The 12560-nt window shown below is 52.6% G+C and carries 13 protein-coding genes and 1 tRNA gene; all 14 read left to right on the top strand.

What is annotated here, in order from left to right:
- Positions 1–47 precede the first annotated feature (47 nt).
- The 14 genes from RSX24_RS27030 to RSX24_RS26965 all read left to right on the top strand — a co-directional run bounded on the left by RSX24_RS27030 (position 48) and on the right by RSX24_RS26965 (position 12433).
- Positions 48–320, top strand: coding sequence for an AbrB/MazE/SpoVT family DNA-binding domain-containing protein (locus RSX24_RS27030; RefSeq protein WP_343262305.1), 273 nt, complete (start codon positions 48–50; stop codon positions 318–320).
- Positions 313–534 carry a hypothetical protein gene (locus RSX24_RS27025; protein ID WP_343262304.1) on the top strand — a complete coding sequence of 74 codons (222 nt, stop codon included), beginning with the start codon at positions 313–315 and terminating at the stop codon, positions 532–534. Before RSX24_RS27030 ends, RSX24_RS27025 begins: the two co-directional genes overlap by 8 nt.
- Positions 535–572: 38 nt before the next feature.
- On the top strand, positions 573–1130 hold the full coding sequence (locus RSX24_RS27020; protein WP_343262303.1) for a hypothetical protein: 558 nt from the start codon (positions 573–575) through the stop codon (positions 1128–1130).
- On the top strand, positions 1130–2311 hold the full coding sequence (locus RSX24_RS27015) for a DUF2800 domain-containing protein (RefSeq protein ID WP_343262302.1): 1182 nt from the start codon (positions 1130–1132) through the stop codon (positions 2309–2311). The genes RSX24_RS27020 and RSX24_RS27015 overlap by 1 nt, the downstream gene beginning before the upstream one ends.
- Before the next feature lie 3 nt (positions 2312–2314).
- Positions 2315–3166, top strand: coding sequence for a DUF2815 family protein (locus RSX24_RS27010; protein ID WP_343262301.1), 852 nt, complete (start codon positions 2315–2317; stop codon positions 3164–3166).
- Positions 3154–5127, top strand: coding sequence for a DNA polymerase (locus tag RSX24_RS27005; RefSeq protein WP_343262300.1), 1974 nt, complete (start codon positions 3154–3156; stop codon positions 5125–5127). Before RSX24_RS27010 ends, RSX24_RS27005 begins: the two co-directional genes overlap by 13 nt.
- A 294-nt stretch (positions 5128–5421) precedes the next feature.
- Positions 5422–6024, top strand: coding sequence for a nucleoside triphosphate pyrophosphohydrolase family protein (locus RSX24_RS27000; RefSeq protein WP_343262299.1), 603 nt, complete (start codon positions 5422–5424; stop codon positions 6022–6024).
- Between the two features lie 125 nt (positions 6025–6149).
- Positions 6150–6617, top strand: a complete 468-nt coding sequence (locus RSX24_RS26995) for a hypothetical protein (protein ID WP_343262298.1) — start codon at positions 6150–6152, stop codon at positions 6615–6617.
- Positions 6618–6635: 18 nt separating this feature from the next.
- Positions 6636–9035, top strand: coding sequence for a virulence-associated E family protein (locus RSX24_RS26990; protein ID WP_343262297.1), 2400 nt, complete (start codon positions 6636–6638; stop codon positions 9033–9035).
- A 292-nt stretch (positions 9036–9327) separates the two neighbouring features.
- Entirely contained in the window at positions 9328–9600 is a 273-nt protein-coding gene (locus RSX24_RS26985; protein ID WP_343262296.1) for a PDDEXK family nuclease, read from the top strand.
- On the top strand, positions 9582–10958 hold the full coding sequence (locus RSX24_RS26980) for an SNF2-related protein (protein ID WP_343262295.1): 1377 nt from the start codon (positions 9582–9584) through the stop codon (positions 10956–10958). The genes RSX24_RS26985 and RSX24_RS26980 overlap by 19 nt, the downstream gene beginning before the upstream one ends.
- Positions 10959–11176: 218 nt before the next feature.
- Positions 11177–11605: a DUF3310 domain-containing protein gene (locus RSX24_RS26975; RefSeq protein WP_343262294.1), complete on the top strand. Its 429-nt coding sequence runs from the start codon at positions 11177–11179 to the stop codon at positions 11603–11605.
- A 3-nt stretch (positions 11606–11608) separates the two neighbouring features.
- On the top strand, positions 11609–12220 hold the full coding sequence (locus RSX24_RS26970) for an RNA polymerase subunit sigma-24 (protein WP_343262293.1): 612 nt from the start codon (positions 11609–11611) through the stop codon (positions 12218–12220).
- Positions 12221–12347: 127 nt separating this feature from the next.
- Positions 12348–12433, top strand: a tRNA-OTHER gene (locus tag RSX24_RS26965).
- Positions 12434–12560 lie beyond the last annotated feature (127 nt).

Below are 12560 nucleotides of genomic sequence, written 5' to 3'. Positions count from 1 at the left end.
AAACAATATTCTACCGCCAGTCTACACTGGCAGAAAGGAAAATGCAAATGAAAGCTACTGGTATTGTTCGTAACTTGGATAACGTCGGCAGGGTCGTGATCCCTGCGGAGCTTCGCGAGACAATGGGGATTGGGAGTCAGGAACCACTGGAAATATTCGTCGATGGCGAAATGATCATCCTTCGGAAGTATCAACCTGGCTGCGTTCTCTGTGGCAATGATGAAGGTCTACATTCGTTCCATGGCAAGCTGATCTGTTCCAGCTGCATTACCAAAGCAGCTGAGCTGATCGATTCAGGAGGAGGGTCCAAACTTGGCTAATCAATACGCCATTAAAGCTTGGGTGACTGGCGGCTCCTATGGTGCTGGGATCTACGAGATCCATAAAAATGGCTCATACGCCGGCTATGTTAATGTTGGCAAGTTGAAGGATCTTAAATTGGTCCGTCGGATTGATCACACAAAAAAGGCTGAGGCCTTTCTGAATACACCTGATGGTGAGGCTTGGTTCCTTGCCAACAGAAGAATTAACTAAATCGTAATTATCCCATTTCCCTTTAGGAGGACTTATACATGCAAAATCTTGTACCGATCCAAATCACTCTTCAAGCCGCTAACGCTTCCGACATTAAAAGCCTGGTCCATGACCTGGCTGGCACCCTGGGCGGCATGCCCAATGCTTCTGTGCCGGCAGACACTACCGTTTCCACGGTACAACCGCCAGCACAGCCTACTACATTCAATCCGTCTGCAGTACCAACACAACAGGCGCCAACGCAGCCAGATCCACAACAGCAATATGGCCAGCAACAATACGGCCAGCAGCCACAGCAAGGATACGGTCAACAGCCGCCGCAGTATGGACAAGCTCCAACGCAGCCGGATCCACAACAGCAACAGTACGGCCAACCGCCGCAAACAGGACAGCAACCAGGTACGGTGCCGACGACAGCTCCAACGTACACCATTGATCAGTTGGGTGTAGCTGCTCAACCCGTTATGGATGCAGGTCGGGGGCAGGAGCTGATCGCATGGATGCAGCAGCATGGTGCTCAGTCTCTTACGGGGCTTGATCCTAAATTCTATGGTGAGTTCGCCACATTCCTGCGGAGCCTTGGAGGCCGGATCTAATGGCAGGGATTGCACACGCAGAGCGGGCCCACGCCCTGCTGTCGGCCAGCGGGGCTCACCGCTGGCTGCACTGCACGCCTAGTGCCCGGCTGGAGGCAACGCTTCCGGATTCAGAGAGCGAGGCGGCGAAGCGTGGGACTCTGGCCCACGAGATTGCGGAGCTCAAGCTTCAAAAGGTATTCTCTGGACTTCCGACACGGAAGTACAATACAGCTTTGAAGAAGTTCAAAGCTCATGAGTTGTATGAGCCGATCATGGACGACCATACCGACGCATACCTGGATTACATCCAATCTATCGTACATCAATTCCCTTCGCCGCCATTCGTGGCCATCGAACGCCGAGTGGATCTGACCGACTTTGTACCAGAGAGCTTTGGAACATCTGACTGTATCATCATCGGCAGCGGCAAGCTGTACGTCATCGACTATAAGAATGGCCAAGGAGTACCAGTACCGGCGGAGGATAATCCGCAGATGAAGCTGTATGCGCTGGGAGCTTTCAAAGCGTTCAGCCTGTTATTTCCTATACACGAGGTCCACGTGGCCATTGTGCAGCCGAAGGTTTGGGACCAGCCTTCTGAATGGTCGTTGACTGCAGCGGATCTGCTGTCCTGGGGTGAATCCATTAAACCGATTGCTCAGGCAGCCTTTGACGGCCAGGGCGAATATAACCCCGGCGATCATTGCAAATTTTGCCGTGCTAGTGCAACATGCCGAGCCCGTGTTGAGCAGATCATGGAGGCTGGGGCCAAAGCACCAATAAAGCCGCCATTACTGAGCTGGGAAGAGGCTGCCGAGGTCCTGCGAAAGGCTGAGGGCATTGTGAGCTGGTATTCCGATCTCAAGAAGCTTGCCCTGGCGGAAACCCTGAAAGGTGGATCAGTGCCAGGCTGGAAGGCCGTAGCTGGTCGAGGTGGCCGAGATTATGCCGACTTGGATACGGCATTCGACTTCCTGAAACGAAATGGCATCGGCGAGGCCGTGCTTTATGAGCGGAAACCATTAACACCGCCACAGCTTGAAAAGACTTTAGGTAAACAGCAATACCGTGAATTGTTGGAGGAGCCCGGCCATGTCGTCAGCCGATCGGGTGCACCTACATTGGTTCCGGATGGAGATAAGCGTCCAGCAATCACAGATCAGGTTAAACCGGAAGACGTGTTTGGTAAGGAGGAATGATCCATGGGTGAAGCTCTGGATGATTACCTCGGCGATATGGAAAGAGCCGAGTTTTATAACTACAACCAATACAATCAAAGGGGATATGACAATATGACAACAGATACAGCAGTAACTACAGGTGAAGTAAGACTTAGCTTTGTTAACTTGTTCACGCCGCGTGCCAATCAACCTGGCCAAGAGCCGAAATACAGCACGACGATTCTAATTCCAAAATCCGATGTGGCCACTATGCAGCGTATCAATGCAGCTCTTGAAGCAGCCGCGCAAAAGGGTGTATCCGGTGTATGGGCTGGGGCTCGTCCAGCACAACCACGTAACCCTATTCACGATGGGGACGGAGTAAGACCAAACGGTGAAGCGTTTGGGCCTGAGTGCAAAGGGCATTGGGTTTTGACGGCAAGCAGCAAGCAGCAACAGGCCGTAGTGGGCCCAGACATGGGGCCGATCATCGATCAAACCAAAGTCTACTCCGGCGTATATGGCCGTGTGAACATTAATTTCTTCCCGTATAGCAACAGTGGTAATAAAGGGATCGGCGCCGGTCTTGGTCCAGTGCAAATCCTCCGTGACGGTGAGCCTTTAGGTGGCCGTATCTCAGCTGAACAAGCTTTTGGAGGCAACGGCGGTGGTGTGGGGTACGCTCCTGCGCCAGCACCGCAAGGATGGGACCAGATTCCGCCACAGCAGCCGCAATATGGGCAGCAACCGCCAATGCAAGGTGGATATGGCCAAGCACCTCAGCAACCACAGTATGGCCAGCAGCCACAACAAGGGTACGGTCAGCAACAACCGCAACAGCAAATCGATCCGATCACTGGTAAGCCCCTGGGTGGCGGCGTATGGGGGATCTAAGTTGGCACCTCTCCATTGACATCGAGACATTCAGCTCCATCGACATCAAGAAAGCGGGACTGTACAGATATGTGCAGTCCCCCGACTTTCAAATCCTCTTATTCGCTTATTCCTGGAATGGCGGCGCTGTTCAAATTGTTGATCTAGCACAGGGTGAATTGATCCCGGAGGAAGTTATCCGGGCACTTAACGATAGAAATGTCATTAAACACGCATATAACGCGCCTTTTGAATGGTATTGCCTGAGCAAGTTCTGGCCAACATCGATCGAACAATGGCGCTGTACACAGATCCACGGATTGTATTGTGGGTTCCCAGCAGGGCTCGGAAAAGTTGGCGAGGCTTTAGGGCTGCCCCAGGACAAGAAGAAAATGGGCGTCGGTGGTGCTCTGATCCGGACATTCTGCGTGCCATGTAAACCGACGAAGGCAAACGGTGGCCGGACCAGGACCCTTCCGCACCATGAGCCCGAGAAGTGGGAGCTGTTCAAACAATACTGCATCGGTGACGTTGTGGCCGAAACGGAGATCCTTCGCCGGTTATCGGTATTCCCGGTACCGGATCAGGAATGGTATCTCTGGTTCCTGGATCAGAGGATTAACGTACGGGGTATCGCCTGCGATCTGCAGCTCGTTGAGGGCGCGCTGGCCGTGGATGAACAAATCACGTCAGAGCTGATGCAGGAAGCAATACAGCTTAGCGGCCTGGACAATCCAAAGTCAGTTTCGCAGCTCAAGAAGTGGCTTTCCAAAGAGATTGGCGAGGAAGTCGAGGACCTGAGGAAGGATACGGTTTCCGGGCTGATCGAGAATGTGGAGGAAGGCCGTGCAAAGCGCGTGCTGCAGATCCGCAAGGAGCTGTCCAAAACGTCGGTCAAGAAGTACCAAGCCATGCAGAAGGTAGCCTGTGAAGACGGACGGGTGCGGGGTCTCCTGCAGTTTTACGGAGCGAACAGGACTGGCCGCTGGGCTGGACGCCTGGTGCAGGTACACAACCTGACCAAGAACAAGATGGATCTTGAACTGCTGCAGTACGCACGGCAGCTCGTGCAGAACAAGCGTGTGGGCATGCTCAAATTTGTTTTTGGGAACGTGCCTGACACACTCTCGCAGCTCATCCGGACAGCCTTTGTGGCTCCGGATGGTAAGAAGCTACACATTGCGGATTTCAGCGCGATCGAGGCGAGAGTAATCGCCTGGTTGGCTGGGGAGCAATGGCGCCTTGATGTGTTCGCTACTCACGGCAAGATATACGAAGCCTCAGCTTCTGCCATGTTCGGCGTGCCGCTGGAGGAAGTCAGCAAGGATCTACGGCAAAAGGGAAAGGTGGCCGAGCTCGCTTTGGGATACCAAGGCGCAGCCGGCGCACTGATCGCGATGGGTGCCTTGGATATGGGGCTTTCAGAGGAGGAGCTGCCGGAGATCGTGACTCGGTGGCGTAACGCCAATAGGCGCATTGTGGATCTGTGGTTCAGCTTTGAAAAAGCCGCGATCGAGGTCATGGAGTCAGGGAATCCGGTGGGTGTTCGTGGCATCATCTTTGCCAGGGAGAGCCATCACGAAAACGGATTGGACTTCTTCACGGTTCAGCTGCCATCCGGACGTAAGCTCTATTATGTATCCCCACGGTTGAAGCAGAATGATTTTGGGAAGCAGGCTCTGCATTACATGGGACCAGACCAGAAGACAGGAAAGTGGACCTTAATTAACACATATGGCGGGAAACTGGTCGAGAATATCGTCCAGGCGATCGCTCGGGACTGTCTGGCCACTTCCCTAATGCGGGTGGAGCAAGCAGGATTTGACACCGTGCTGCATGTACATGACGAGATCGGAATTGAGTCGGAGTGCGAGGCGGATTTGGACAAGGTGCTCGACTTAATGGGTGAAGAGGTTCCGTGGGCTCCAGGATTGCCGCTCAAGGCTGCTGGGTTCACAACGGAATTTTACATGAAAGATTAAACACGAAAAACCTCCGATTAACGGAGGTTCAGCGCAACTGCGACAATCGGAATAATTGTCAGCATCACTTTGTCGCTCAGAGTGATTTCGATCAACCAGATCTTAATACTCATGAACTAGTCCTCCTTTAAGCCAGACATATTACCCAATCGGGCGCCTGTCTCATGTGTACGCCATATTAGAATGGTAATTTCAAGAGCTCCTGGCGTGTCTGCTAGAGGAAAAGACTGGATTCAATATACATCGAAAATTCTTATTTTGTCAAATTCATCTAATATCGGAGGTTGATTGATCGTGGAATATAAATTCGCAGTAGTAAAAATTTCGGACATTGACACGCTGCTTGATGAGAAGAACATTCAGAAGTTTTATGGGCTGCTGAATTTGATTTCCAAAGAACGTGCTGCTATTGGCAAGAGTGATAATCATTATATCGTGGTCAATCTGGATGAGCCTTATTCTGGCGATGTCATTGAGATATTGAAGCGGAACGGCCATTGGGGGTCGTCGGTAACAGGGCGATCCACTAAATCAATCTCTGAGCTGGTCGAAGCTGCTCATGAGAACGCAAAAAGTAAGGGGTGGTGGGATGAACCTTGCAGCTTTGGCGAGTCTATCGCCTTGATTCATTCGGAAGCATCCGAGGCCCTGGAGGACTTCCGCAACGGTCGCGAGGTCACAGAAGTTTGGTACGAGAATACGGAATTGAGAACCAGATTTAATGATCCAATTACCCCAAACTGCAAACCTTGTGGCATCCCTTCTGAATTGGCCGATATCGTGATCCGAGTCCTGGATGTCTGCGGCCACTATGGTATCGATCTAGAAAAAGCTATTCAGGAAAAGATGGCCTACAACGCAACACGGCCGCAACGGCATGGCGGCAAGGTGCTTTAACTGATGTTCACAGATCTTTATCAATCAGATATCCCATGGATTATTGTTACAGACGATAGCGGCAAGGTGATCGGCGAGGTGTACAAGCCCTTGCCGGATCCGCCGCCAAGGAGACGACAAAGCAAATGGGGCGTTATTTCTACAACTTTATTAGGGAAGGGTGGCCAACCTTGAGGGCTCTATCTGCGGATGAGAAGAAGTGCATTTCAAAGGCAAAGAAACTTGCAAATTCAGCAATTACCAGAAAGAGAGCTACGCTTAGTGCACAAATCCGCGCATGTACTGCGCCAATACAAACTCAACAGAAACAGGATTTACGTCGGCAGTTAGATTCTCTTTCTCCGATCAAGGGTTATCCGGCGATCATCGAAGATAGAGACCGTAACATGGTCATCGACTATGAACTGCTTCGCAGACTGACCCGATCGCTGAAACATCGTCGTGTTGATATCCGGATTGAACCGGGCGGGCTATTGGCGATAGATCACGAGGACCCCTTTAATAGCCACAATCATGGTGAGATTGAATTGTACGAGATACCCAGCTACCAACAGATGTTACTCACAGATTTACCTGTAATAACGATTGATTAAATCCAGGAGGCAGGCGTCATGCAATTTGACAGACAACTAATGATATCAAGCGCCGGGACCAGGCATAGCACCATCTGGCAGACACAAACGGCCTATTGGTCCGAGATCGTGGAGCGCCTGCGGACGGCCGTCCGAGGGACGGAGACGCTGGCCGAATACCTCGCGATGCCAAAGAGCAAACAGGATGAGCTGAAGGACGTAGGCGGCTTTGTCGGCGGCAGTCTGTCAGGCGGTCGCCGGAAAGCCAACTCGGTTATCGGCCGGGACCTGGTAACGCTTGATTTGGATAATATCCCTGCAGGACAGACGGCGGATGTGCTTCGCCGCCTGGACGGCTTGGGCTGCGGTTATGCCGTGTACAGCACGCGTAAGCATTCAGAGGACAAGCCTAGGCTGCGCGTAGTGGCTCCGCTGGACCGGACGGCCACGGCGGATGAATACGAGCCGATCGCTCGGAAGCTCGGGGAGATCATCGGGATCGGGCTTTGTGACCCGACCACTTTCCAAGGCTCACGGCTCATGTACTGGCCAAGCTGCAGCGCAGACAGTCAGTATGTGTTCACTTATGGGGACAAGCCGTTCCTCTCCGTGGACGGGCTGCTGGGCATGTATGCGGATTGGCGCGATATTTCATCTTGGTCACAGGTGCCAGGAGCTAGCCAGACGCATGTCCGGATGGCTGCGAAGCAAGGAGATCCTACAGAGAAGCAGGGCCTGGTCGGGGCCTTCTGTAAGGTATACGACGTGCCTGCAGCCATCGAGGCGTTTCTACCTGGCATCTACCTTCCAACGGATGACGGATCCGGCAGACTGACCTATGTCGGCGGCTCCACAACGGGCGGGGCGATCATTTATGACGATGGCCAATTCCTGTTCTCGCATCACGCTACGGATCCGACAGGCGGACGTTTGGTGAACGCCTTTGACTTGGTTCGGCTGCACAAGTTCGGCGATCAGGACGACGAGGCGAAGCCAGGCACACCAACGAACAAGCTCCCATCTTATACGGCCATGACGGACTTCGCCATGCGCCAGGAGGCGGTCGGCGCGCTGCTCATGCAAGAGAGGCACCAAAAGGCAACAGCAGCGTTCGGGGATTCACCGTTAGCACCTGCTGAGCCGGAGGACCTGGACTGGATGAAGCGGCTGGAGTTCAACAGTAACGGCGTATACCTCAAGACGGTGGATAACGTGCTGATCGTGCTGGAGCATGACCCAGCTTTAAAGGATAAGATCGCGTTTGACGAGTTTGCGAATCGCGGCTTGGTGCTCGGGCCGCTGCCGTGGGATTCTAGGGAAGAACGGCGGCCATGGGCCAGCCCAGATGATGCAGGGATCTACCATTATATCGAAAAGGTGTACGGGATCGCGGTCGAGGCTAAGATCAACAATGCGTTGACGCTGATCAGCCATAAGAAGCGGTTCAACGATGTGCGTCGGTATTTGGAGGGATTAACGTGGGACGGAGTGCCTAGGCTGGATACGCTGTTCACGGACTATTTGGGAGCAGAGGACAGCCCGTATACACGAGCAGTGTCCCGGAAGTCCTTCACGGCAGCCGTGGCCAGGGCCATGGAGCCTGGCGTCAAATGGGACTATATGCCGATTCTGGCGGGGCTGCAGGGGCTCGGGAAATCGACTTTTCTGAGACTGATGGGCAAGGACTGGTATTCGGATAGTTTGACAACTTTTGAAGGCAAGGACGCCATGGAGCTGATTCAGGGCATATGGCTGAATGAGGTCGGGGAGCTGACGGGCATGAGCAAGTCGGAAAGTAATGCCGTTAAGCAGTTTCTAAGCCGGACGGAAGACATTTACCGGGAGGCCTATGGCAAACGGACGATGCCTTATCCGCGGCGCTGCGTATTCTTCGGTACGACGAATGACAGCGAGTTCCTTCGGGATCGGACAGGGAATCGGCGGTTCTGGCCGATCGACGTCGGCGTACTGAAACCCACAAAGAGTGTTTTCAAGGATCTGGCCGGAGAAGTTGATCAGATTTATGCCGAGGCGTTTGTACGGTGGCAGCTGAATGAGCCCTTATATCTGTCAGGTGAGATAGAGGAAATGGCCAAGGAGCGCCAGGAGGCCCACAGGGAAAGCAGCGCAAAGGAAGGGATCATTCAGGCATTCGTTGAGCGGGAAGTTCCTGCAGATTGGCAAAAACGTGATCTGCCAACAAGACGGATGTACTGGTCTGGCGAGTTCGGGAAGCCCCAGGAAGGCGAGGGAGGCCCCCGGGACCGGATCTGCGCCGCTGAGATTTGGTGCGAATGCTTCAACTCGGACATTAAGTATATGAAGCAATCGGATACAAGGGAGATTAATGGCATTTTGTCCTGTATCCCTGGTTGGGAGGAGTACCGCGGACGGTTCGGCCCATACGAAACCCAAAGAGGTTTTCGCCGGAAAGTATGATGTCACTGTTGACACTTGGATTGATGACACTTCATTAACTGTCAACAAAAGCGGTGTGACAGATTTTCAAGTGTCAACATGAGTGTCATCACAAGTGTCAACGTCCCAAACCCTTGCTATATCTATATTTATTATACTTTGTTGACACTGTTGACACTTTAATAGTTAAAGATAAAAAACAAAGAGAATATAGAGATTATAGAAAATATATAACGCCTAATACGCCTGATTACTAGAAAGTTCCGCGCACGTAGGGCGCGCACGCGTAACACAGCATGAGGAGGTGTGTCAAGTGCTAGAAAGCAAAATCGAAGCATATTTGCAGAAGCAGGTAAAAGCCCTTGGCGGCATTGCTTATAAATTCGTTTCGCCTGGTAATTCAGGTGTGCCTGACCGGCTGGTACTTCTCCCAGGAGGCAGATCCGTTTTCGTGGAGCTGAAAGCCCCTGGGAAGAAACCAACCAAACTGCAGCTGGCACAGCATCGACGGATCGAAGGTCTGGATCACGAGGTGCGAGTCCTGGACAGCAAGGAGAGTGTGGATGCATGGCTGCAGGAGCTGTAAGAAATCGATTCGTACCACATGACTATCAGCGGTATTGTATTAACCGGCTGCTGACGGATGAGGCCATTGGTCTTCTGCTGGATCTGGGTTTAGGGAAAACGGTCATTACGCTAACAGCTGTAAACGACTTGAAGTATAACCGGTTCGCCGTGCGGCGATGCCTGGTTGTTGCCCCGAAGAAGGTGGCAGAGGCAACGTGGGGGAACGAGGCCGCCAAATGGGAACACCTGAAACACTTGCGGATCATAACGGTGCTTGGCACGGCCCAGCAGCGAATCAAGGCGCTGAACACGCCTGGCGATGTGTGGGTGATCAACCGAGAGAATGTTGCTTGGCTTGTGGAGCATTATCGGAATGCCTGGCCATTCGACATGGTGGTATTGGACGAACTCTCAAGCTTCAAAAATCACAAGGCACAGCGGTTCAAGGTGCTGTCATGGGTAAGACCGCATATTAAACGGATTGTTGGCCTGACAGGAACCCCGGCCCCGAATGGACTGCTTGATCTGTGGGCACAGATCTTCTTGCTGGATCAAGGGCAACGCCTGGAACGTCGAATCACCCATTACCGGGAAAAATACTTTGATCGAAACTATAACGGCCACGGCTACATGGCCAAGCCTGGCGCCGACGATGTGATTCAACGGAAGATCGCGGATCTCTGTGTGAGCATGAAGGCCGAGGATTATCTGGAGCTGCCTGATTGCGTGACGAACGTCATCCCGGTTGTCCTAGACAGCAAAGCCCAAAAGCAATATGACCAGATGGAAAAGGAACTACTGCTGGAAATCGAGGGTACCGAAATCACGGCAGCCAGTGCAGCGGCGCTATCGAACAAGTTGCTGCAGATGTGCAACGGGGCGATGTACGACGAGGATCGCCAAGTGTTCGAGATCCACGACAACAAGATTGAGGCGTTCATGGAGCTGATTGAGCAGCTGAAAGGGAAGCCGGCTTTGGTGTTCTACAGCTTCCAGCACGACCTTACTCGGATCAAGAAAGCTTTGGCCAAGACATCATTACGGATCCGTGAGCTGAAGACCCCCCAGGATCAGCTTGACTGGAACGCCGGCAAGGTGGATATCCTGCTTGCCCATCCGGCCAGTGCGGCGTATGGCCTTAACTTGCAAGATGGGGGTAACCACGTTGTATGGTTCGGCCTCAACTGGAGTTTGGAGCTTTATCAACAGGCAAATGGCCGTTTGCATCGGCAAGGCCAGAAACAGAAGGTCATTCTGCATCACCTGGTTGTCCAAGGTGGCGCTGACGAAGACGTCATGAAAGCTTTGGAGGGTAAGGCGGCGACGCAAGACAAGCTGCTGGAAGCCCTGAAAGCACGCATAGAGCGGATCAAATAGAGAGGGTGAGCCTTTTGAGTAATTGGCATTATGGCATTCCCCGAAAGGAGAATGAGTTGATAGGATCTCCACCGTCACCAGTCATAACTAGCCAGCTGACACCCGAAGAACTGGAAGAGATCCGGAGGAAATACCCGGCTACGAAGCGGGACAAGGCAGTCAAGAAGCCTGTTGAGATAAAACCAAAACCAAAGCCAAGGGAAAAGGAGAATACCGATATGGCTAAACCAGCATTAACCCGTGAATACATCGAAGAGCAGTTCAAGCTTGGACTAACGGCCCGAGCGATTGAGGAAAAGCTGGGCATGAAGCAAAACACCTTAGCGTATCACCTAAAAAAGTGGGGGATATCCAATCCGAATCCACGGAAAAAGAACCAGCCACCTACTGTCCTACAGGAAGCGAAAGAGCAGCTGAGAGATGTGCAGCCACCGGATCCAGTCAACAATCCGCAGCACTATACCTTTGGTGGGATCGAGACAATTGATTATATCCAAGCCAAACTTGGTCCAGAGGGATTTCAAGCATTCTGCCTGGGCAACGTGTTGAAATACTGCAGCCGACATAATCATAAAGGCGGCATGGAGGACTTGCGTAAAGCCCGTTGGTACCTGGACCGGATCATTCAAGCAGAGAAGGTGAACTAGCCTATGGCCAACACGAAAGAGCAGAAGGTCATTGAGCAATTGACTGAATACAAGGCCAAAAAGGCACGCCTGCAGGCGCTTGGAACTTATAAAGTCGGCGGCGGGATCACAATCAGCCGATTATCTGAGGAGGACGAGCTGCAGCAGCTTCACCGCCGATTGCGAGGTCAGCCAAGCTATATGTACCTGTCTAGTAAAGAGCAAGCATTGGAGACCGTGGCGCATACGTATTTGGAGCGGTACCCAGCTGGGACACGGGCACAGCTTGCGGCCGTTCCAGACATCGGGCTGTATGAAGAGGATGACCCTTTGCTGCAGCAGCTGAGGGATAAGATCAGCAAGATCATCGACGCCCGAAGCGGCTGTAAGAGCGATCTGGACGAAGTGCTGGAACGTCTGGCGGAGCTGCAGGATCTACAAGCTGAGATCGAGAGAGTGGATCAGGTCATGCAGCTGCTGGATAATTACAGCCCTGGATACGCCAACATTCTGCGCCTGGCGTTCTTCGAGAAACAAAGTTGGCAAGAGATCGCAGGCAAACTACGCATTTCCAAGGCGGAGTATTACCGAAGACGGGAGAAGGCAATGCGGATGTACATGAAACTGGCAAAATAATCCGGGACTAAATGGAGACTAACTCGGGACTCACGACCGGATTATCCGTGCTAAAATGCTACTGTGGACAATTGTAAAGAGTCGCGTTGATGTACGGCGTCGCCTGCATGTGACGCGACTTTTCATCGCCGATAATGGCTCAATGGCTAGAGCGCTGCGGGGCCCCTGTCAAACAGAGAGCAGAGTTTCCCGGTTCGAATCCGGGTGTCGGCATTATCATAACCTAGCATCACGCTTACCGTCTCCTTGGAGGCGGTCATTTTATTATGGCTTTAGCCAGTTGAGTGCGTGAAACGCGCGAAACAAAAAACCACCTGCTATGCGGGTGGAGGGATTGAAG

The sequence above is a fragment of the Paenibacillus hubeiensis genome, from assembly GCF_032334105.1.
Lineage (GTDB): Bacteria > Bacillota > Bacilli > Paenibacillales > Paenibacillaceae > Paenibacillus > Paenibacillus hubeiensis.
Note: the sequence above shows the minus strand (reverse complement) of the source record. Positions and strands in the feature narration are given on the sequence as shown.